Origin of the sequence: Streptomyces sp. Y7, assembly GCF_043195415.1 — a bacterium.
In the GTDB taxonomy this organism is placed as follows: domain Bacteria; phylum Actinomycetota; class Actinomycetes; order Streptomycetales; family Streptomycetaceae; genus Streptomyces.
In genome coordinates this window covers 261,960-283,353 of record NZ_JBIDDQ010000001.1, presented here as the reverse complement: position 1 = coordinate 283,353, position 21,394 = coordinate 261,960, and the positions used below count along the sequence as shown (strand labels likewise).

20 protein-coding genes are annotated in these 21,394 nt (G+C 69.4%); 11 read left to right on the top strand and 9 right to left on the bottom strand.

Going from position 1 to position 21,394, the window contains the following annotated elements; all coding sequences use genetic code 11:
* Nucleotides 1-62 precede the first annotated feature (62 nt).
* From ACGFW6_RS01170 to ACGFW6_RS01155, 4 genes are all read right to left on the bottom strand, one after another.
* Nucleotides 63-1,238: a glycosyltransferase gene (locus ACGFW6_RS01170; RefSeq protein WP_393503132.1), complete on the bottom strand. Its 1,176-nt coding sequence runs from the start codon at nucleotides 1,236-1,238 to the stop codon at nucleotides 63-65.
* 126 nt (nucleotides 1,239-1,364) lie between these two features.
* Entirely contained in the window at nucleotides 1,365-1,964 is a 600-nt protein-coding gene (locus ACGFW6_RS01165) for a gamma carbonic anhydrase family protein (RefSeq protein WP_393503130.1), read from the bottom strand.
* 157 nt (nucleotides 1,965-2,121) lie between these two features.
* Nucleotides 2,122-2,541 (bottom strand): hypothetical protein, encoded by a 420-nt coding sequence (locus ACGFW6_RS01160; protein ID WP_393503129.1) that lies wholly within the window; start codon nucleotides 2,539-2,541, stop codon nucleotides 2,122-2,124.
* Between the two features lie 100 nt (nucleotides 2,542-2,641).
* Nucleotides 2,642-3,307, bottom strand: a complete 666-nt coding sequence (locus tag ACGFW6_RS01155; RefSeq protein ID WP_393503127.1) for a hypothetical protein — start codon at nucleotides 3,305-3,307, stop codon at nucleotides 2,642-2,644.
* Nucleotides 3,308-3,465: 158 nt separating this feature from the next.
* Between ACGFW6_RS01155 and ACGFW6_RS01150 the strand changes: the two genes are divergently transcribed.
* Nucleotides 3,466-4,467 carry a hypothetical protein gene (locus ACGFW6_RS01150; protein WP_393503125.1) on the top strand — a complete coding sequence of 334 codons (1,002 nt, stop codon included), beginning with the start codon at nucleotides 3,466-3,468 and terminating at the stop codon, nucleotides 4,465-4,467.
* A gap of 210 nt (nucleotides 4,468-4,677) precedes the next feature.
* On the opposite strand, the gene ACGFW6_RS01145 is transcribed toward ACGFW6_RS01150, so the two are convergent.
* Nucleotides 4,678-6,594 (bottom strand): hypothetical protein, encoded by a 1,917-nt coding sequence (locus ACGFW6_RS01145; RefSeq protein WP_393503123.1) that lies wholly within the window; start codon nucleotides 6,592-6,594, stop codon nucleotides 4,678-4,680.
* A gap of 274 nt (nucleotides 6,595-6,868) precedes the next feature.
* Here ACGFW6_RS01145 and ACGFW6_RS01140 point away from each other — a divergent pair, with 274 nt between their 5' ends.
* Nucleotides 6,869-7,885: a TolB family protein gene (locus ACGFW6_RS01140; RefSeq protein WP_393503122.1), complete on the top strand. Its 1,017-nt coding sequence runs from the start codon at nucleotides 6,869-6,871 to the stop codon at nucleotides 7,883-7,885.
* A 198-nt stretch (nucleotides 7,886-8,083) separates the two neighbouring features.
* On the opposite strand, the gene ACGFW6_RS01135 is transcribed toward ACGFW6_RS01140, so the two are convergent.
* Together ACGFW6_RS01135 and ACGFW6_RS01130 are read right to left on the bottom strand one after the other, a co-directional pair.
* On the bottom strand, nucleotides 8,084-8,608 hold the full coding sequence (locus ACGFW6_RS01135) for a hypothetical protein (protein WP_393503120.1): 525 nt from the start codon (nucleotides 8,606-8,608) through the stop codon (nucleotides 8,084-8,086).
* Between the two features lie 218 nt (nucleotides 8,609-8,826).
* Nucleotides 8,827-9,438, bottom strand: coding sequence for a TetR/AcrR family transcriptional regulator (locus ACGFW6_RS01130; RefSeq protein ID WP_393503118.1), 612 nt, complete (start codon nucleotides 9,436-9,438; stop codon nucleotides 8,827-8,829).
* Between the two features lie 94 nt (nucleotides 9,439-9,532).
* Here ACGFW6_RS01130 and ACGFW6_RS01125 point away from each other — a divergent pair, with 94 nt between their 5' ends.
* Nucleotides 9,533-10,783 (top strand): NADH:flavin oxidoreductase/NADH oxidase family protein, encoded by a 1,251-nt coding sequence (locus tag ACGFW6_RS01125; protein WP_393503117.1) that lies wholly within the window; start codon nucleotides 9,533-9,535, stop codon nucleotides 10,781-10,783.
* Between the two features lie 270 nt (nucleotides 10,784-11,053).
* On the opposite strand, the gene ACGFW6_RS01120 is transcribed toward ACGFW6_RS01125, so the two are convergent.
* Complete coding sequence (locus ACGFW6_RS01120; protein WP_393503115.1) at nucleotides 11,054-12,652, bottom strand: succinic semialdehyde dehydrogenase; 1,599 nt, start codon at nucleotides 12,650-12,652, stop codon at nucleotides 11,054-11,056.
* A 14-nt stretch (nucleotides 12,653-12,666) separates the two neighbouring features.
* Nucleotides 12,667-13,587: an acetoacetate decarboxylase family protein gene (locus ACGFW6_RS01115; RefSeq protein WP_393503113.1), complete on the bottom strand. Its 921-nt coding sequence runs from the start codon at nucleotides 13,585-13,587 to the stop codon at nucleotides 12,667-12,669.
* 228 nt (nucleotides 13,588-13,815) lie between these two features.
* Here ACGFW6_RS01115 and ACGFW6_RS01110 point away from each other — a divergent pair, with 228 nt between their 5' ends.
* The 8 genes from ACGFW6_RS01110 to ACGFW6_RS01075 all read left to right on the top strand — a co-directional run bounded on the left by ACGFW6_RS01110 (nucleotide 13,816) and on the right by ACGFW6_RS01075 (nucleotide 21,300).
* Nucleotides 13,816-14,535 carry a type 1 glutamine amidotransferase domain-containing protein gene (locus tag ACGFW6_RS01110; protein ID WP_393503112.1) on the top strand — a complete coding sequence of 240 codons (720 nt, stop codon included), beginning with the start codon at nucleotides 13,816-13,818 and terminating at the stop codon, nucleotides 14,533-14,535.
* Nucleotides 14,536-14,868: 333 nt separating this feature from the next.
* A complete protein-coding gene (locus ACGFW6_RS01105; protein ID WP_393503110.1) occupies nucleotides 14,869-15,468 on the top strand; it encodes a molybdopterin-dependent oxidoreductase in 600 nt (199 codons plus the stop codon).
* Nucleotides 15,468-16,169: a ferredoxin reductase gene (locus tag ACGFW6_RS01100; RefSeq protein ID WP_393503108.1), complete on the top strand. Its 702-nt coding sequence runs from the start codon at nucleotides 15,468-15,470 to the stop codon at nucleotides 16,167-16,169. The genes ACGFW6_RS01105 and ACGFW6_RS01100 overlap by 1 nt, the downstream gene beginning before the upstream one ends.
* A 33-nt stretch (nucleotides 16,170-16,202) precedes the next feature.
* Nucleotides 16,203-16,490: a DUF6510 family protein gene (locus ACGFW6_RS01095; protein ID WP_393503106.1), complete on the top strand. Its 288-nt coding sequence runs from the start codon at nucleotides 16,203-16,205 to the stop codon at nucleotides 16,488-16,490.
* Nucleotides 16,491-16,746: 256 nt separating this feature from the next.
* Nucleotides 16,747-17,703, top strand: a complete 957-nt coding sequence (locus ACGFW6_RS01090) for an NAD(P)H-quinone oxidoreductase (RefSeq protein ID WP_393503105.1) — start codon at nucleotides 16,747-16,749, stop codon at nucleotides 17,701-17,703.
* A 195-nt stretch (nucleotides 17,704-17,898) separates the two neighbouring features.
* Nucleotides 17,899-19,473 carry a glycosyltransferase family 39 protein gene (locus tag ACGFW6_RS01085; protein ID WP_393503103.1) on the top strand — a complete coding sequence of 525 codons (1,575 nt, stop codon included), beginning with the start codon at nucleotides 17,899-17,901 and terminating at the stop codon, nucleotides 19,471-19,473.
* Nucleotides 19,474-19,594: 121 nt separating this feature from the next.
* Nucleotides 19,595-20,353 (top strand): RNA polymerase sigma factor, encoded by a 759-nt coding sequence (locus ACGFW6_RS01080; RefSeq protein WP_393505035.1) that lies wholly within the window; start codon nucleotides 19,595-19,597, stop codon nucleotides 20,351-20,353.
* Nucleotides 20,350-21,300: a CU044_5270 family protein gene (locus ACGFW6_RS01075; protein WP_393503101.1), complete on the top strand. Its 951-nt coding sequence runs from the start codon at nucleotides 20,350-20,352 to the stop codon at nucleotides 21,298-21,300. The genes ACGFW6_RS01080 and ACGFW6_RS01075 overlap by 4 nt, the downstream gene beginning before the upstream one ends.
* Nucleotides 21,301-21,394: the final 94 nt, after the last annotated feature.

The following is a 21,394-nucleotide window of genomic DNA, read 5'->3' as shown; positions in this document are numbered from 1 at the left end:
TCACACGTGTACACGAACAGGGTGTCGATGAGGGGCTGCACGTCAGGGGCGCTGCGTGTGGGTCAGCCGGATGCGGCGGACAGGATCACGTCCACGAGCCGGTCCGCCGCATCCGGCCTCCCATGCGTCCGTGCCCGCTGTGCCATCTCTTCTCGCCGTGCGGGATCGGTGAGGAGAGGGCCCAGCGCGTCTCGGAGGTGGTGTGCGGTGACGTCGCCGAGCAGCGCGACGGCGGCCCCGGCCTCCTCCAAGTGGCGGGCGTTGTGCGTCTGCTCGTTGCCCGCCGAGGAAGCCAGCGGGATGAAGACAGCCGGTTTGCCGAGCGCGGTGAGCTCGGCCAGGGTCCCGGCGCCGCTCCTGGACACGACGACGTCCGCCAGCGCGAGAACGTCGGGCAGCTCCGGACCCACGAACCCGGCAAGGTAGTACCGGCCTGCTGATGCGGCCGGCAAGGACGCCGCATGCTGCCGCAGCTCCCCGACGTTGTCCGGGCCGCACTGGTGGATCACGTTCGCCCTCTCCAGCAGCCAGGGCAGAGCATCCCGTACGACGCCGTTGATCTGCTGAGACCCCTGCGCGCCGCCGGTGACGTACACGGTCGGCAGCCGACGGTCGAAGCCATGAAGTCCCAGAGCCTGCACCGCCTTGTCCGCGTGCCCGGACAGCACCTCCGGCCTGATCGGGTTGCCGGTGACCACCGCAGCGCCGCGTACCTCTTGCGGCAGAAGAGGCACCGTCGACTCGGAAGACACCGCGATCCGCGTCGCCGAACCGGCCAGCTTCCGGTTGGCCAGGCCAAGACGCACCGTCTGCTCGTGCAGCACCAGCGGACGCCGGCACATACGCGCGGCCAGCCCCGCGGGGACAGCGACGTAACCGCCGGTGGCCAGGACCACGTCCGGCTCGAAGTCAGACACGATCTTCCTTGCCTGGGCCACACCGAGCGGCACCCGCGCCATGTCCCGCAGATTCGCCGCCGACATCATCTTCAGCGGGTTACTCGAACGGCGGATCTTCCCCGTGGCCACCGTGGCGAAAGCGATCCCCTCGGCGGGCGCCACACGTGCCTCCAGGCCCTCGGCCGTGCCGATCCACAGCACTTCGAGGGCTCTGCCCTCGGCCGCCAGCCGACTCTGCAACGTGCGGATCGCGGTGAGCGCCGGGTACGTGTGACCTCCGGTGCCCCCACCCGTGACGATGAGGCGGAATGCGTTGGTGCGACGGGGTTCGTTGTTCACTCGGCGCACCTTACTGGTCGAAGCACGCGCGGACCCTGGCGACCGGGTCGACCCCGGAAGGAGGCTGGGTTCGTACCGCCATGTCGGCTCGGTGGGTTCGGCGGTGAGATCTGCTCTGGCGCTCCGTCAAGAGTCGTGCAGAGAACGGTCCTCCCTGTGAGTCCCGTAGAACTCGGCCTGGCGTGCCATGACCGTGCGCATCGAAGTGCCCCGCGGCACACCGTAGACCGTGCCGGGGAAGTCGAGGTCACGCTGCTTCTCCCACAGTTCGTCATGACGATCAGGGGAGAACAGCTCGGCCGGATCTCCGGCCGCGACCCAGCCGATAGGCAGGACGGTGTCCGGCTCCAGCCTCGAGTTCACATGCAGCACGCTGTTGATTCGCAGCTCGGAGCGGGTGCCAGCCACGGCGCCCGGGAACAGCGAAGCACCGGTTGCCACGAAGACCTCGTCCTCGATGGTCGCCCCATTGACATGAGCGTGGGGACCGATCAGCACGGAGTCACCCACGAGAGCTGGGTGCCTGGCCCGCCCTCGGATCAGCGCGTTCTCCATCACGACCACGTTCGCGCCCGTCCGAATCTCGCCATCCTCCGCGGTGAGCACGGCACCGTGCAGGATGCGTGCTCCTTCTCCCAGGACGACTGCCCCGCAAAGCACCGCGGTGGGAGCCACATATGCAGACTCGGGAACCACGGGCCTCATACCTCGATGCTCCAGCAACATGCCTGCAGGGTAAGTCGTCCCACCGGTGCCGACCTTGATCTGCGAACAGGCCATAGCCGACGCGCCGGGACGGGCGCGTCGCAGCCCATCGCCGCGGACGGCGCCTGAGTACGGCGGTTGGCTCAGGGGGTGGCACCAGACACTGCGGTTGCCCCTGCTACACCCGTTCAGCTACGGCAGCAATGCCAGATGCCCGAAGCCTCCGGGCCAGCAGCTCCATCTCGGGAAGCGTCCCGCAGTAGTCGCCGCTCAGGACTCGGCGCACCAGCGCCTTGGCGTCAACGAGGTCGGTGCCGAGTTCCACTCGCAGCACCCGCATGATCTCGACCCTCTTCGTCGACGGGCTGACCACCCTGAGCCTCACTCGACCGTGCTCGGCCAGCATCTGCTCACGCTGCTCGCTCGGGAGGTCCCCACCACACAAGGCGACAGCGAATCCACAGACGACACACGTTGACTCGACATCCCACCGCAAACGGCCGGCCACGAGGGCCTGAACGCCGCAGCACTCCAGCTCCGCCCCACAGTCCTGACACACCGTGGAGTACCTGACGGATTCGAAAACAGGCTGTTCCATCCCCACCCCCCTTCAATCAGGCAACGCTACTGGGATCGTGGGGTGTTCTGCGCCGCCCTGTGGGGACGGGCATCGGACACGCGGCATCACATGTAGATCATCAGTGGAGGGTCAGCGCATGCTCCAGCGCAGCACGGTCTGTCGGTGCTCCGTGCGCCGGGAGTACGACCTCGACCGTCATGGTGAGCAGCGGCCGCAGTCTTTCGACGACCTGCTCGCGGGTGACGCCGCCCCGCAGCCAGTCGTTGATCTTCAGGCCGTCTCCGAAGTCGACCAGGGTGTCGCCCGTAACCACGGCTCCCACGCTGTCGATCCAGAGCACGAGGTCGTTGTGCTCCCTGCCGAGAAGCGCCTCGACGCCGATAGGCAGCAGGTCGCCGGCCGCATACAGGTGCCCCTCGGAGTTGTCCCCGGCGAGCAGCCAGGCCACGTCGGGGCTGCCGTCGGCGGCCTGATCAGCAGTGATGCCGAACTTGCGTACCAGATCGTCGGCGGTGTCGGGCGGTGGCACGAACACCGGCAGGCTGAGGCGCTCGACCAGGCTCTGCGTGTCGCGTTCGTGCCACGGCGCGGTGAGCACCACCACCGACTCGCGGTGGGCCGCGAGCCCGAGGAGCTCCTCCGGCACGGACAGCGGGTCGAACAGGAGCAGCCGGGCGCCGTCGTCGATGGCGTACGACGAGACCTCACGCGGCCATCGCTCGCCCAACGTCCAGTCGGGGTGCGGCGCCTGCCAGTGCCAGACTCCGCTCGCCACTTCGCGCATGGGGGGACTCTAGTGGCGCTCGCGTAGGTCGGTGTGGACGTGGTGCTCAGTAGCGATGGTGATCCACAGGCTGAGCGGGCTCCCGAGGCCGGCCAACGGGGTGGGTTGTCAGTGCCGAGTGCTTCCATGGTCTTCTCAGGGGATGTGAGGGGAGAACGATGACGCGTACGACGCCGCCGCGACCTTTGGATCTGGCCGCGGTGTTCCCGGAGTTGGCCACGATGTCCAGGAACGTCACTCGGCTGCATCCGCGGTCGGGTTCACCGGGGGTCGAGGACAGTTCGGTGGGGGGTCCGCTGCTGTGGCCGCGGGACGAGCCGTGGCCGACCTGCACCAAGTCCCACGAGGTGTACGAGGTGGTGGACCTGGACGCGGTGCGGGCCGCGCATCACGCCACGGTCGCCCGGTGGTCACGGTCGGAGGATGAACCGAGCACACCCGAGGAAGAGGCGATCTACGACCGGAGCAAACCGAAGAAGGTCGACAGCCCCCATACGGATCCGGTGCCGCTCCTGCCCGTGGCGCAGCTCTACGCTCGGGACGTCCCCGGCCTACCCACCCCCGATGGCGCGGACCTGCTGCAGATCTTGTGGTGCCCGTTCATGGACCACGAGGACGACATGCCGGCCATCCGCGTGCGCTGGCGCCGCGCCGATGAGGTCACTGCGGGACTCTCGCCGGCGCCGGAGCCGTCGGTGATCGAGCTGGAAGACTATTGGCCCGCCCCCTGCGTCCTGCATCCGGAACAGGTGACCGAGTATCCGGACCTCAACCAGTTGCCCGCTGCAGTGGGTGCGCGCGTGCACGCGTGGCAGGAGGAAACCGGCCACCACTACACCGAGTTCGCGGTGGCACCGGGCTGGAAGACCGGCGGCTGGGGTGTTGTCTCATCGGATGAGCCCGACTGCGCCGACCCGCCACGTTGTGCGTGCGGCGCGGTGACCGAGCCCCTGTTCACGGTCGGTCCCGGTGAATGGAACGGGAACAACCGGGGCGGTTGGCGCCCGGTCGAGGACGCCGACGCTGATGACCGGCACTGCTACCCACCGGTGGGGGGTGCGACCAAGATCGATCTGGGAGACGAGCAATTGCAGATCTACCGGTGCCCGGAATCCTGCGAGCACCCGCCGGTGATCGTTCGGGTGTACCAAACGCTGTAGCCGGTGCATCAAACGCCATAGTTCGGGTGTTCCAAACGCCGCAGAGCGTCACGGGCGCCATCGGGTGACAAGTCCGGTGTGCCGAAGCAGCGCCCTCTGTGGTGCTTCGGTGGAGTGGCGCCGCAATGCAGCGTCGATCGGGGGACGACTATCGCGCGTCGGCACACCGAGCGCACGACGTGCCGCACCCGGTTGGTGGTGCAGCCGCGTTCAGCGCGAGCCTGCCGCTGCCGCCGCTGCCGCAAGGAGGCGGTGCAGGACAGAGACCGGGATCGCCGGGTTGGTGGCTGCGGCGATGGCGGTGTCGCGGTCGTGCAGCAGCCCGGAGAGGACACGGGCCGGCAGCCGAGGGTTGCGTAGGGCGGTGCCGCGGATGTAGGCCTCGGGGTCGTTCAGCAGACGCACGGCATCGGCCGGTGACAGCCGAGGGTCCCCAGCAGCGCGGCGGCGCACCTCGGCTTCGGGATCCCGGGCCAGGCGCGCGACGTCGGCCGGTGTCGACTCGGGATCGTCCAGGGCCAGGCGGCGCATGCGTCCGCTCGGGTCGGCGGCGTAGCGCAGCAGCCCCTCACGGGGGAAGTTGGGATGGCTGCGGGGCCGGCCGGGGTGGCTGAAGCTGCCCTCCCACCAGCGCCAGACCTCGAGCAGCATGTCGGCCGGAGCGTCCTCGCACGATTCGGCGAGGAACAGCTGGACCACCCGGTCCTCGTCCCGGGCAAGGCGCGCCAGCACATCCGGTGGGAGGTGTCGGGCTCGAGCCACACTGCGGCGGACCAGCGGGTGGGACGACGCGGCGAGACGGCGCATCGCATCGGCGTCGCCGTGCAGGTCCTCGACCCAGGGCAAGGTGCGCGACATCGACTTCGGGTCGAAGTCGTGGCGGACGGCGGCACGTTGCTCCTCGGTGAGGTCGGGGCGCAGTGCCACCTCGGAGCGGATGCTGTCCTGCGGATCCTGCGCCAGCACGGCGACGCCGTGCGCGCTCAGGCCCGGATTGGCGGCCAGCGTCCGACGCACCTCCGCGTCCCGGTCCCGGAGCAGCTCCGCCTCCAGGACGGGTGCGAGGCGGCAGCGTTCGAGGGCCCGCCGCGGCTCGGGCAGGGCGGCGAAAACCTCGCGAGGCATGGGTACGTCGATGTGGTGGGCGAGCAGCGCAGCCGTTCGTACCGCGTCGTCGGTGTCGGCCAGCAGCCGCTCCCGGGACGGCGCAGCCAGGTCTCCCCACCGGGCACAGGCCGCCGTCCGCACCCGGGGATCGGCGTCGGCGGCGAGGCCGGGGAGGTGACGTTGGGGGAGCCCCGGGAGTTCGGCGGCTTCGGCGCGGGAGGGGCCGGCGAGCAGGTCGTCGTACACGTCCTCGGGGAGTTCGGCGCCCCAGGCGCAGGCGTGCTCTGCCCAGAGCACCCGTCGCTCGGACGACGGCTCGGCGCGGACCAGCCTTACCCACTGAGCGGACGTGAGCTTGGGCCGGAACGTGTCGGCGAGCCTTGCCCGCACCCGCGGATCGGGGTGCGCCACGGCGGCGTCGAGGACGGCGGGCCGGTCGCATCCGTGCAGGAAGCCCTCCTCCACATCCAGCAGCCGGATCAGCAGTTCGTCCGTCGCGACCGGATTGAACCCGATCCCCTCCGCCCAGTGCAGAGGCCACGCGGGTCGGCCGGGCACCGCCGCCCACACCTCTGCGCGCTCGGCCTCGGTCTCGCGCCCGGCGGCCGTGGCGGTCTCCTCCAGCCGCTCGCGCAGTCGGTCGAGAGCCGTCACCCGAGGCTTGCCCGCGACGGACACCTCCGCCAGCAGTACCTGCCCGTCGAGGGAGAGCGCCACGAACCCGGGGTCGCCGGTCAACTCCGGCACACCGGTCCCGGTAAGCCGGACCCGGGTCCACCAGGAGTCGTTGCCGCCGATCCGGTGCCTGTGGACGGCCACCAGGAACTCGCCGTCGACATCGCGAAGACGGCTCCACCACGCGGCATCGAGCGCTTCCCGGGCCACGCCGTCCGGCGCCGCGATCCCGCGCGCGATCCGCCAACCGGCCTCCGGCGGAAACAGACTTCCCGGGCTCACCTCCTCGACGACCATGAGTCCGGCACGTGCGAGTAGATCGTGGAGCTTCTCTCGGTTCTGCACGCGGTCATGATCCCCACCGGCTCACGGTGGATCAAGGCCCGTAGCCCGGGGGTACGACCCGTCCTCACTACGCGTGACACCGCTGCCGTTGTCAGGGCCCACAACACGGCCCTGAGCTCTGCGCGTTGCGAAGCCGAGCGCCCTCACCTGACCGGAACCGTGCCTCTCAATAGTCAAGCGCCACAGTGACCCCACACCGCCCTCGCGATTGCATGCTCGTGGCCCCCCGGTGGGGACCGGGGGAGAACGACTACGTCGTGTCCAAGGGGGGACAATGCGGGGAACTGCGAATCGGAGCACCACCAGACGCGCACCGGCCGCCTTGAGCGTCACGGCCGTGATCTGTGCAGTTACGGCTGCGCTGCCCGGAGCCGCATCGGCGGAGCCCATGACCGTGCTGGGCGTCGCGAGCGACAGGGGAGCCGGCGTCGAACGGATCAGCGTCGCGACCGACGGCACGCAGGGCGACGGCGACTCCGTCGGCGCCACGATCACGACCGTCGGCGGACGGGTCTCCTTCGCGTCGTCGGCGAGGAACCTCACACCCGCCAACCCGGGCACGGGGGAGAGGGAGGAGGCCACGTCACAGCCACTGGCGCCCTACCTGTCCCAGGTGAGCTCGGGAAGCACGATCGGCATCAACTGCCCGGGCCTCAGCTGCAGTCAGCCGTCGCTGAGCGCGGACGACCGCTACATCGCCCAGGTCGCCACGTTCGATCGACCGCCGTCCCGGCAGCGCATCGAGGTACGGGACTGGCGCGCCGACACGACGAAGACCGTCGCCGAGTTCGGGCACACCGTGTCGGCCCGGCCGTCCGTCAGTGGAGACGGCCGCTATCTCGCCTACCAGGACGGCCGGGCGGAGGACGTCTTCGTGTGGGACCGGACCGCCGACACCTCCTCCGGCCCGATCGAGGGCCCGGCCAGGGCGGCGACACTCGTCCAGCTCAGCAAGGGCGGCAGCAAGGTCGTCTACCTCTCGGGCTCCGACACCTACGTCCACGACGTGAGCTCGGGTACCGAGCAACTGGTACCGAACGTCCGGGGCGTGGCCATCGATCCCACCGGACACTATCTGCTGTACGCCCCGACCGACACGAGCGGACCGTCGCTGATGCTGCGGGACCTGGAGACGGGCACCGAGGAGATCGTCTCGAACCACGTCGCCTCGGCGGGCACCGACGCGGTCAGCGCCGCAGGACGCGACGTGGTCTTCCACTCCGCGGCCGTCGACATCGTGCCGGGCGACACCAACGGCAAGTCGGACGTGTTCATCCGCCGCTTCTACTGATCGCGCGGACCACCACGCTCTCCTGCTGCCGCACCGCCTCCCCCACGAGGTGGTGTTCCGGCAGCGCCCCGACTGCCCGGAGCACAACATCGTGCGTGATGGCGACTTCATCTGCGTCCTCGCCATCAGCGATCTGCTGCGGAGCCCCGGGGACCGGCCGAACAGCGGCGGTGCCCCGGTGCTCTGCGCGAGATCACCTCATGGGTACGAGGTGTCATGGACGCCTGTAGGCGCGCCCATGGCCTCCTGCAGGGATTCCAGGAGCGAGGGCAGGTGACGGCCCTCGGGCTCGTTCAGGAACGCGGTCACGGCGGCGTACACGTCCACCGTCGCGTCGCCGTCGTATCCGCCGATGAGGAAACGCCCGAATGTCGGCGACGCGGAGTCCTCATCGAGCACCCAGGTGCCGTCGACGTCTCTGAACATGTACTCGGCGCAGTACACGGTCAGATACAGGTCGAAGGGCTGGTAGCCGATCATCTCGAACGGAGTCAGGTCTCCACTGGAGCTGATCGTGCTCATGTGCATGAGCCCGTGGCTCGGCGACTCGAGGAGCAGCTCGGGCGGTTCCCATCGGGACAGCTCGCCCAGCCGGACGAGCAGGGCTCGACTGGCGTCGATCCATTCGGGCAGCAACGCCCGGCGCTGTTCGAGCACGTCCGCCGCCGCGTCCGTGGACAACGGTACGGGCAGCGGTTCCTTCGGGTCGAACGGGAAGGCCATGGATCCCCCTGATCTTCAAACGGCAAAGACAGCACCCTAGTTGCTGCCAACGCCGTCGGATCAGCAGGTCCCTGTGCCGCGAGTCCGACGCCCTTGTCCGCCGGACCCCACCTCCGACCCTGAAAATGCGCGGAACGCCAGCCACCTGTGCGGAGGTCGATGCATGCGCAGGTCGAGGCCTGCGGCGGTACACGCTCACATGCCCCTGAGTCAGACGGTCACCTGCTCACCTGTGTCGCCGTCCGGGACAGCGCGGGGGCCGCGCTGAAGAGCGCGTGTACGGAGGCGCGGACCTGGTCGGCGACCACTTCGGGTGTGGAACTGTCCAGCTTGCCGTCGAGGTGCAGGAACGCCAGGCCGTGGACGAGGGCCCACACGGTGGTCGCCAGGGCGCCCGAGCTGTCCGCACCCGGGAAGGCGTCGCGGACGATGCCCTGTACGTACTCGGTGATCACGGCAGTCGCCGCGACGCGTTCCGCGCTGGTCGGGTCGCAGGGCTCGGCGAACATCGCCCGGAACAGGGCCGGGTGATCGAGGGCGAACTGGACGTAGACAACCGCGACCGCGGCCAGGTCGTCGGGGGTCGCAGGCGCGGGGTGGACCGCTGCCAGGTGCCCGGCGAGCTCGCGGTACCCCTCGGCGGCGACTGCGGAGACGAGGGAATCGCGGTCCGCGTAGTGACGGTAGGGAGCGGTCGGCGACACGCCGGCCCGGCGGGCGACCGCGCGCAGCGACAGGCCCGCGCTGCCGTCCTCCTCCAGCAGTTCCCGCGCGGCGCGCAGGCACGCGGCGCGCAGGTCGCCGTGATGGTACGTACCGCTTTGCGACACAGGTCACACTCCCTCATGTTTACAGTGCTCACATCGGGCCCTAATGTGAGTGGTGCATACATCCTAATTGATCGATATGGAAGAGGAAACCGGGATGACCACCGAGCTGTTCTCGCCACTGCTCCTGAGCTCCGGGCAGGTGCTCGGCAACCGGATAGCGAAAGCCGCCATGGAGGAGAACATGGCCGGCGCCGGCCAGCTTCCCGACGAGCAGCTCTTCACGCTGTACCGGCGCTGGGCGGACGGCGGTACCGGGCTGCTGATCACCGGGAACGTGATGGTGCATGCCGAGGCGCTGACCGGCCCTGCCGGAGTGGTGCTGGACGAGCACGCGCTCCTGAAGCCGTTCGTCGAGTGGGCGAAGGCGGGCAAGTCCGGTGGCGGCGCGCTCTGGATGCAGATCAACCATCCCGGCCGTCAGGTCACGTCCGACATGCCGGGCGTCGTATGGGGCCCCACCGACATCGGCGTCGACCTCGGCAAGCACAGCAGCCGCTTCGGCCGACCGACGGCCATGACCGCGCAGCAGATCGAGGACACTGTGACCCGGTTCGCCGTCACGGCCCACCGCGCGGAAGAGGCCGGCTTCGACGGCGTCGAGATCCACGCCGCGCACGGCTACCTGCTGTCGCAGTTCCTCTCGCCGTTGGTCAACCAGCGCACCGACCGCTGGGGCGGATCGCTGGAGAACCGCGCCCGGATGCTCCTGGACGTCGTGCAGGCGGTCCGTGCCGCCGTCTCGCCGTCCTTCGCGGTCGCGGTGAAGCTCAACTCGGCCGACTTCCAGCGCGGCGGCTTCGACGCCGACGACGCGCGCCAAGTGATCGCGATGCTCGAACCGCTCGGCGTCGACCTGGTGGAACTGTCCGGCGGCAGCTACGAGAGCCCCGCGATGACCGGCCGCCCCGCCGATGACCGCACCCGGGCCCGGGAAGCCTACTTCCTGGACCTCGCGAAGGACCTGGTCAAGACCAGCCCTCTCCCGCTGATGCTCACCGGCGGCATCACCCAGCGCGTCACTGCGGAGCGGGTTCTCGACAGTGGGGTGGCTGTCGTCGGCATGGGCACCGCCCTCGCGGTCACCCCCGACCTCCCCGCGCGCTGGAAGCGGTCTCGGGAGGCGGACCGCCAGATGGAGCCGGTGACCTGGTCCGACAAGGCCCTTGCCTCCGCCGCCGGTATGGCGCAGGTCCGCCATCAGATGCGCCGCCTCGCCCGTGGCCGCACGTCCAAGCCCGGCATCCACCCGGCGATCGCCCTGATCTCCGAGCTGCGCAAGCAGCGAAAGGCCCTGCGCGGCTACCGCACCTGGCTGTCCAAGGAGCGGGTCACCGCGAGTCGTTGAACCCGCCTCGTGGCGACGTCCTCGGATGTGCCCGGCGCCCAGTTCGGCTGGGTGCCGGGCACATCCGCACGCGGCCCCGGGATGGGTTGCGAGTCGCGGTACGACGCGGCGACACGGTCGGGTGCGGCCCGCGGCCTCGGCCGTCCCGCGGTCCTGCCGCCGCGGCAGGACCGTACGTAAGGCGAAGAGGGCGAGCCCGTCGTGTGGACGGGCCGCCCTCTTTGTCGCGGCGCGGCCCGTTCGGGGCCGCGGTCGCACGGCAGTCGCTGTTCAGCGCATGCCGGCTGCCTTCATGACCTTCAGGGCGCCGGTCAGGAGAGTGGCCCAGGTCTCCGGGGAGATGCGCTTCGGCGGGGTGAACCCTTGGATGCGCTGGTGGGCGACGGTCTGGGGCTCGGTGTACTTGAGGATGCCGTCGGTGCCATGACGGCGGCCGAGTCCGGAGTCGCCCATGCCGCCCATCGGCGCGTCGATGCTTCCCCAGGCGGCGGCGAATGCCTCGTTGACGTTGACCGTGCCGGCGTGCACGCGGGCGGCGACGGCACGGCCACGGGCCCCGTTCTCGGTCCAGACGCTGGCGTTGAGGCCGTAGGGCGTGGAGTTCGCCTGCGTGACCGCCTCGTCGACGTCACGGTAGGAGTGGACGGACACGACGGGGCCGAAGGTCTCGTGGTCGTACAGCGTCATCTCGGGGGTGACGCCGGTGAGGATGGTCGGTTCGTAGAACAGCGGCCCCAGGTCCGGGCGTGCTCTGCCGCCGGCGAGGACGGTGGCGCCCTTCGCGACAGCGTCGCCGACATGTTCGGTGACGGTCTTGAGCTGGGACGGGGTGGTGAGGCTGCCGACGTCGACGCTGTAGTCGTACGCGGCACCGACCTTGAGCTTCCTGGTGCGCGCCACGAACGCGGCGACGAAATCGTCACGGATGGACTCGGCCACGTACAGACGCTCGATGGAGACGCACAACTGCCCGGCGGAGGGGAAGCAGGCGGCCACGGCACCGTCGGCGGCCTTCTCGATGTCGGCGTCGTCCAGGACGATCATGGCGTTCTTGCCGCCGAGTTCCAGTGAGGCGCCGATCAGGCGGCGGCCGGCGTCGCTCGCGATCTGCCGCCCGGTGGCGGTGGAGCCGGTGAACATCATGTAGTTGGCGTTGTCCATCAGCGCGCCGCCGATGGAGCTGCCCCTGCCGATCACCATCTGCCACACATCGGCCGGCAGCCCCGCCTCGTGCATCAGCTCGAGCGCCCACAGAGCGGTGAGAGCGGTCTGGGTGTCTGGCTTCTGCACCACGGCGTTGCCGGCCATCAGCGCCGCTATCGCATCGCCGGCGGCCATGCTCAGCGGGTAGTTCCAGGGGGAGATGACGGCGACGACACCCTTGGGGTGGCGCAGTTCGGTGGTGTGGGTGAGGAGGGGGATGGCGCCGCGGCGCCGTTTGGGGTTGAGGTACTTGGCGGCGTTACGGGCGTAGTAGCGGGAGGTGATCGCGATGTCGACGACTTCGAGGTGCGCGTCCCGGCGGGTCTTGCCGTTCTCGGCCTGCATCAGGTCGAGTGCTTCGTCCTGGCGGGCGAGGACGAGGTCGTGGTAGCGGAGCAGGATCCTCTTGCGCTCGTGGAGCGGCGTGGCCGCCCAGACCTTCTGTGCGGTGCGGGCGCGGGCGAACGCCTCCTCGACGTCCGCGGGCGTGGAGACCGGAAGGTCGGCGAGCGGGACACCGGTGTAGGGGGCGTTGGTGGTGACCCGCGCGGCGTTCGGCGCGGCCGAGACGCGAGCGGCCAGACGCTGGAGCACGGTGGGGGAGAGGGACGCGGGCAGACTCGGGCCGCGGGTGGAGGTGGGGCGGGTGGCGTGGTCGGTGGCCATGACAGGGGTCCTCGCTACTTGTTCCGGCTCTGGACCGAGGTGGGGACCGGCATGTGCAGGGCGAGTTGGCCTTCGGTCATGACGTCGAACTGAATGGTCCTGATCGGCTTGAGCGATCGCAGGTCGTCGGCCATGCGGCCCTCCCCGACCTGGAGGGCGACGTCACGCGGGAAGCGCGTGGTCCCGGCGCTGAGCACGTTGGTCTGGCTCAGGGTGGAGTGCCACGCGCCGTTGATCGTCGTGTAGGAGGTGAGCGAGCTGACGCGCTCGCCGCTCGGGTGGGCGGTCTGCTTCGGCGTGGTGGCCTGGAGCGACAGGTCGACTCCGCCGGTGTCGTTGGTCACGCGGGCGGCCGTCCGGCTGTCGTCGATGTCCACGTCGAGCTCGGTGACCCACTTCGGGAAGCCGTAGCCGTCGTGTCCGCGAACCTGGGCGATTTCCGTGGTCACCGGCAGGGACAGGACGTAGGAGTCGAGGTGCTCGTTCTTGAGACCGGCGACGAGGTCGAAGAAGCCGAGCCTTCCGTGACGGGCGGGCTTGACGGCGATTCCCACGGCGGCCTCGGTGTAGAAGTCGATGTCGCACACGTCATAACGGAAGAACATGACGGAGACCAGCCCGAGCCCCGGGGCGATCTCCAGCGGGGCCAGCTCCTCGGGCAGCCGGGTCCGGATCGCGCGGGAGGGCGCGAGCATCGTGAGCCGGGCGGTCGAGATCGAGTAGTAGAAGTTCGGCGTGAGCGTGGGGCCTATCGGAGAGTCGACCTTGATCTTGGGCAGCTGCCGGAAGAAGTCCACGCCGCTGACGCGGGGATCACGGGCGATCTCGTCGAGGTCTGGGTTCATCCGGTACCGGTCGTACAGGCCTCCCTTGGGGACCGTGACCGCATGGCCGCCCAGGTCGACCTTGAGGGTGTCCGCGTGTGTCGAAGCCATCGTGTAGGTTCCTCGCATTCATGTAAGCGGTGCACACATGACTGTAAGAGGGTAATGTAAGCACTGTCAACACCAGGGTCGCGGGCGCTACGGACAGGTGCCTGCGGGTGCTCGCACCGGTCACCCACACCCGGCCCCGGGTGAGAACGGTTCGAGGTTCTCGCGTCGGACCCGGTTGACATGTCCACCGGATCGATGGTGGGTCCGTCTCGGTAGAGGAGAGTCGTCATGACCAGAGTGCTGTTTGTCGTGTCGGCAGCTGATCGTTGGACGTTGAGGAACGGGGAGGTGCATCCGTCGGGGTTCTGGGGCGAGGAACTGGCCATGCCGCACAAGGTCTTCTCCGCGGCGGGGTGGGAGATCACCCTCGCGACGCCGGGCGGGAAGGTTCCGACGCTGGACCGCCTCAGCATGTCGTGGACGGCCGGCCGGCCGTCGAAGCTGCGTGAGGTGGCCGCGTATCTGGAGTCGATCGAGGGCGAGTTGAACAGTCCGCGAGTGTTGGCGGAGATGCATCCGGACGACTTCGACGTGGTGTTCTATCCGGGTGGGCACGGTCCGATGGAGGATCTGTCGGTCGACGCGGTCTCGGGCGAGCTGATCACGCGGGTGCTGCGTTCGGGCAAGCCGCTGGCGTTGTTGTGCCATGCGCCTGCCGCGGCTTTCGCGGCGCGGAACGAGGACGGGTCCTGGCCGTTCACCGGATATCGGATGACGGGCCTGTCGAATGCGGAGGAGAAGTTCAACAGCTTCGGCCGTAAGGCGATATGGCTGTTGGAGGACCGGCTGCGCGAGAGCGGTGCGGAGTACTCCAAGTCCAGACTGCCGTTGCGGCCCCACGTGGTCGTCGACCGCAACCTGTACACGGGGCAGAACCCGGCGACCTCGGAGCGCCTCGCCGAACGAATCGTCGCCGATGTGAACGCGACGGCGGTGCGGCGGCCCTGACCGCACGCCGGACCCTGTTCCGGAAAGGGCTCGACCCAAGCCGGGACAGGCCCGCCGGCTCAGTTCCATCGCCCTCCCACCGCCGGCGGCCCGCACTCACCGCGCCGGGAAGAACGCCGTGGGCGGGACCCGCGCCACCCGCGCCAACTCGACCGTTCCAGACACCCGTAGATGGTGCGCACCTGCCCACACGCTCTTGCCGGGGAGCCGCAGAGGCCCATCACCTCGGGTTGCGCCGTGCGCACAGGCGCGGATCATGAGCTGTATACCCCGCCCGCCCCCTCCCTGGACGACATGTCGGCGGAGGGCGACCGCAGCGAGAGGAATGAACCCATGGACAGCTTGTCTCCAGGGTTCCATGGGAAGACCCACGCGTTCGAGGGCCGGCTGCCGCCGGGGCAGTATCCGACGGAGATGTTTCCTGTCCTGTCCGCCGGGCCCACTCCCCGGATCCCGACCGACCGGTGGTCGTTCACCGTGACCACGGAGGCGGGCGAGAGTCGTGCCTGGACGTGGGACGACATGATGGCCCTCCCGCAGGAGGAGCCCACGGTCGACATCCACTGCGTGACCCGGTGGTCGAAGTTCGACACCCCCTGGCGGGGCGTCCCGCTCGACGCCTTCCTCGACCAGCTGGAGACCGGGGCCGACTTCGTCGTCGCCGAGTCCTTCGACGGCTACACCACCAATCTCCCGCTGGAGGACGTCACCGACGGAAAGGCCTGGTTGGCGCACTCCTTCGACGGCTACGCGCTCTCCCCGGACCACGGCGGACCGGCCCGCCTGCTGATCCCTCACCTGTATTTCTGGAAGTCGGCGAAATGGGTCAAGGGTCTTCGTCTCACCCTCGACAACGAACCCGGCTTCTGGGAGTCCGCCGGCTACCACGACTACGGCGACCCCTGGCGTGAACAGCGCTACTGGAACGACTGATGCACGGATGGCGACGGGCCCGCCTCACCGGGCGGACGGACCAGACAGCGACCGGCCGCACCCTGAAGTTCGAGGTTCCCGAGTGGCCGGGACATCTGCCCGGGCAGCACGTCGACGTACGGCTGACCGCCGACGACGGATACCAGGCCGTACGCAGCTACTCACTCGCGGCACCCGCCGACACCGACGGCATCGAGCTGGGCGTCCAGGCGCCAGCGGGCGGTGAAGTCTCGCCGTACCTCGCCGACACCCTGCCCGTCGGTGCCGCGGTCGAGGTCAAGGGGCCGCTCGGAGGATGGTTCGTGTGGACGCCGCAGGACCGCGGCCCGCTCCTGCTGATCGCCGGAGGCTCCGGCATCGTGCCCTTGATGGCCATGCTGCGCGCACGGCTGGCATCGGCGTCGGACGAGTCCTGCACGCTCGTGTACTCCGTCCGCGACCCGGACGAGGTCTGGTACGCCACGGAACTCGACGCCGCGGAGGACCCCGTCCGCGTCCTGCGCATCTACACACGCCGAGCACCGCAAGGCTCCGAACGCTCCGCGGGACGCATGACCGAAGGCGACGTACAGGGCCTTCCTCCTTCCAAGGACCTCCGCTGCTACGTCTGCGGTCCGACCGGATTCGTCGAGCACGTCAGCACGCTCCTCCTGGCCGGCGGATACGCACCCCACCAGATCCGTACCGAGCGTTTCGGCTGACACACCCGCGCCGCACAGTGAGGAACCCCCGCCATGAACGAGCATCCGCTGTACCTCGATGGCAACGCCCTGGCCGGCCCGCTCGGGGACGTCTTCGCGATCGACCCGACCACGGCATGGCGGTTGTGCCCTTCCTGCCGGCTGCCGGCGACCATGGCTCAGTTGCACGTCTACGGCCCTGAGCCCGGCCTGACCGCTCGCTGCCCCGGATGCGCGGCCATCGCCCTGCGCGTCGTCACCCAGCCCGAGCACCTCTGGCTGCAACTGGGCAGCGGAGCGGGCGCTTTCCGCTTCGCCCTGCCCCACGACACCAGGCCCTGAGGGGCGGGGGAGCGGAGACCGTGAATGTTGACACCGCGTACTTCCATGACCTAATGTGTGCACTGTAAACATCTGGCCCTCGGTTGTACCGGGCGCAGCAGGACTATGCGCCTGTTCCTCTCGGTACCGCGTCCCTGGCGTTGTGCCGCATTCCCGGAGCCGTGACGCCTTTCGGCGCCGCACGGCTCGTCACGTGCACGCTCGGCCCGGACGCCCGAAGGAGCCCTTTGCCTCAAGACCTGTGAACGGAGTACCCATGAAGGCCGTGTCGATCAAGGAACCCGGTGGCCCCGAGGTGCTGGAGTGGATCGATGTCGACGATCCGAAGCCCGCCGCCGGAGAAGTGGTCATCGACGTGGCGGCCAGTGCCCTGAACCGGGCGGACGTCATGCAGCGCTGGGGCCTCTACCCACTGCCGCCGGGGACGTCCCCCTACCCGGGCCTCGAGGTATCGGGCCGCATCAGCGCTGTCGGTGAGGGAGTGACCGGGTGGCAGGTCGGTGACCCGGTCTGCGCGCTGCTGACCGGCGGTGGCTACGCCCAGAAGGTCGCCGTGCCCGCAGGGCAGTTGCTCACCATTCCCGACGGGATCGACCTCGTCGAGGCGGCCGGCCTTCCCGAGGTCACCGCCACGGTTTGGTCCAACATCGTCATGACCGCGCAGCTGAGGGCCGGCGAGACCCTCCTCGTGCACGGCGGGGCCGGTGGCGTCGGCACCATGGCGATCCAGATCGCCAAGGCGCTCGGAGCCCGTGTCGTCACCACCGTGGGCGGTCCGGAAAAGGCGGCCCGGGCCACTGAGTTGGGCGCCGACGTGGCGATCGACCACCGCACCCAGGACTTCACCGAGCATGGACCGTACGACGTGATTCTCGACGTGGTCGGTGGCGACTACCTCGAACGCAACATCCGCTCCCTGGCCGCCGACGGGCGCCTGGTCGTCATCGGCCTGCAGAAGGGCCTGGAGGGCCGGCTGGACCTCGCCGACATCGTGTTCAAGCGCATCTCCGTGTACGGCACCACCCTGCGCACCCGCTCCAAGGAGCAGAAGGCGGCCATCGTCGCCGAAGTGCAGGACCAGGTCTGGCCGTTGATCGAGAACGGAACCGTAGAGCTGGTCACCGACCGGACCCTCCCCATGTCCGAAGCCGCGGAGGCCCACCGGCTCATGGAAGAGGGCGGTCACATCGGCAAGATCCTGCTGGTCAACTAGGGGAGCGATAGGTGTGCTGGAGGGGCGTCCCGGCAGCCGGTAGGTTCCATCTGATGCAGCCGAATCGGCACAACTGGGCTGGACACGAAGAAGGTTGATCGCGGGGGGGGGGCTTTGGTGCAGGCAGTCAAGCTCGGACGTCTTGGGTCCCTGCGCGAGCGCTTACGGTCGTTGCCGTTGTGGCTCCGAGCCTCCGTGACAGCGGTGCTCAGCCAGCTGGAGACGCGCGGGGCGCATGACCTGCGGCATCCGCGGCATGATCGACATCGGCTGAACCACTGGTATCGGAGGCTGCTCGCGGTACTTCTCGTCCTGCTCGTCGGGCTGACGAGCCTTTGGAAGCTCGACCGCGACGCGTCGTCGTGGCGCGACGAGACCGTGAGCTACGCCGTGGGGAAGCGCTCCCTCGGTGAGTTGTGGCACCTGGTGCAGAACATCGACGCCGTCCACGGGCTGTACTACTTCCTGGCGCACCTGGCCCTCGCGGTATGGGACGACGGTGTCCTGACGTTGCGGGCCCTGTCGGTGCTCAGCACGATGACCGCTGTCCTGGGAGTACACGCCATCGGCAGCCGACTCGGCGATCCGGCGACCGGGTTCCTGGCCGGGGTCGCCTTCCTGTGTGTTCCGCAAGTGCAGTTCTACGCGCAGGAGGCCCGCTCATACGCGCTGGTGAGCGCCGCGGTGGTATGGGCGACGTGGTTCTTCGTCCGCGCGCTGCAGGACGGCCGACGGCGCTGGTGGGCCGGGTACGCGGGGTTGCTGCTGCTGGCCGGGTGGCTGCACGTGTTCGCTCTCCTGGTGATCCTCGCGCACGCCGTGACGCTCTCGCGCAGCGGCTGCATGAGCCGCCTCGTGCGTCGTTGGCTGCTGGTGATCGGCGTCGTCGGTTGCGCCGTGGCGCCGCTTGCCGTGGTGAGTGCCGGTCAGGCGTCGGCGCAGCTGGACTGGCTGGGCCGTCCGAGCCTGCAGGACTGGCTGGGGTTCGCGGTGCCCGCCGCCGCGGCAATCGCCCTGGGGCTCCTGCTTCGTCAGCAGGACCCGGGCGCGGCGAGGACGGTGACTCTTCCGGCGATCGGTGTGCCGCTGCTGATCGTCCCGGCCGGGTTCCTGATCGCGGTGTCCCTGGCACGCCCCTGGTACGTCGATCGCTACGTCCTGTACTGCATGGCCGGGCTGGCGCTCCTCGTCGGTCAGGCCCTACGGCACGGGCAGCGGATCCTCCGAGCGGAGACGCACCCGACACGCAGGCGGCGCCGGCTGCAAGCGGCGGCAGCAGTCGCCTTCACCCTCGTCTCAGTGCTTGGCCCCTGGTACTGGCAGATGCGCCTGCCTGCCAGCCGCACGGACACGGTGGAGAGCTATTGGGGGCTCACCGTCACCGTTCCGGGAGACCCTGAACCGGTCCTGTTCCTGCCTGCGCGCCGCCGCGTGTGGGTGCTTGCCCGGCCCGCGGTCTTCGGTCCGCTCGACGACATCGCGCTGCAGCAGACGCCGAACGCCTCCGGCACCCTGTACGGCGTCGAGGCGTCCCCGGACGTCATCCGGCAGCGCATGCTCCGGCACCGTGAGATCAACGTCCTGCGCGACCGTCCCGGTCAGCCCTTGGACAACACCCCCGCAGAGATCACCAAGCGAGAAGTCCTTCGCCGGCACTTCCAGCTCTGCTGGGTGATCCCGGTCAACGGCGGCGAGTCGGCCCTCTTCATTCGCCGCGACGCCGCGGTGACGGACCCTCTGTGTGCTCCCGGGCGGGACATCTACAGCTGAATCGACCAACGTCAGTTCTGGGGGACACAGGGCCGTCTCGTCTCGGAGGCGAGTGGGAGGATCCGCTCGTGATGTGATCGTCGCCACAGAGACGACGAGTGCCGAGCGGACAGGGCTGGTTGTGGAACTTTCCCTGCGCGACCGGATACGCGCCGGCGATCCGGAAGCCTTTGCCGAGCTGTTCGGCGCACATGCCCGGGCCGTCTACGGTCATGCCGCCCGCCTGTCGGCAGACCGGAGCACCGCGGAGGACGTGGTGTCCCTGACCTTCCTCGAAGCCTGGCGGCTCAGGGAGAGACTGAGACCCGAAGCCGCGCCACCGCCTGAAGACGCCGTCGCGTCTGACGACGAGGGACTGCGCCCCTGGTTGTACGGCATTGCGACCAACGTTCTGCGCAACACGCGCCGCGCCGCCCGCCGGCACAGCGCCGCGCTCGCCCGGCTCCCCCACCGTCCGGCGGACCGTGACACCGTGCCCGACTTCGCAGAGGACCTCGTCGACGGCATCGAACAGGCCGAGCGGCTCGCGGCTGCGCGTACCGCGCTCGGCCGGCTGCGCAGAGCCGAGCGTGAAGTGTTCGCGCTGTGCGTCTGGTCGGGTCTGAGCTACGCGGCCGCAGGGGAGGCCCTCGGTGTGCCGGCGAGCACCGTACGGTCGCGGCTCGCCCGGGCCAGGCAGCGTCTACGGGCCCTGTCGGAGGCGGAGTTGGCCCGACACACGTCCGCTGCTCGGCCGGCCACGCCCCCTCGGCAGCCAAGTGCCGACGCGATACGTGACGTTCCGCCTCAGCAGAAAAAGCCGGGACTCGACCCGCGCACCGGACAGGTACCGGGTGGCCGTCCCGAAACGGCCCGGTCGACACAGGAGAAACACCGATGAACCCCGAAGAACGCGAGGAACTGGCCAGGCTGCTGCCGAGCCCGGGTGAGCCGGTCCTGACGAGCGACCGCCACGACCTGCTGAAGGACCACCTGATGAGTGAGCTCACCGAGCAAGCCCTGGATCGCACGGACTTCGAGTCGGCAGCCGACCACGGCGGGCGAACGCGCGCCCTCCGCCGCCGGATCGCTGTCGTCGCCGTACCTCTCGCCACGGCGGCAGCGATCGTCGCCGCCGTCCTGGTCGGCTCCGCCGGCTCCAAGTCCACCACGACCGACGCCGACGCGGTGGACCTCCTCAATCGCATCGCCGAGGTCGCCGCCGCGAAGCAGTCCGTGCCCGTCCAGGACGACCAGTACGTCTACGTCCGCACGCAGGGCTCCATGGAGTTCTCGGACACGGACATCCGGGTCCTGCGCGAGGCTAGTTGGACCGCCGTCGACGGAAGGCGCGCCGGATTGCGCCGGGTCACCGTGCTGGAGGGTCCGCCGTTCCGGCCCGGGGACCCGTTCTCCTCGTACTCGAAGGGCACCCGCGACATGAGGCTGAGCCCCGACCCGAACGTCACCACCTTCCGTGAGCTTCGGGCACTGCCCACCGAACCCGAGGCGCTGCTGGAGAAGATCTATGCCGGCACGAAGGGAGAGGGCCAGGTCAGGCAGAGTGCGGCGCTGGAGAGGATCGGAGACATGCTGCCCACCGCCACGCTCCTGCCCGAACTGGACGCCGCGCTCTACCGCGCGGCCGCGAAGATCCCCGGCGTCTCGGTGGTCACCGGCGCCAAGGACTACACCGGCCGCTCCGGCATCGGCCTCAGCTTCGAAGAGCGCGAGAGCCGTACGGTCTGGGTCTTCGACAAGGAGTCCCTCGACTTCCTGGGTTCGGCGGACGAGGCGCTGCTGGATGTCGGGGTCGCGGACGAGGCAGGCGAGACGCCGGCCGAATGAACCGCTGTTCCGGGAGGTGAACGCCCCTACGGCCGCCCGGCCCTGTTCCCAAATGGTGGGATTTGCCCCGATGCCCAGGAGAAGCACCTGCAAG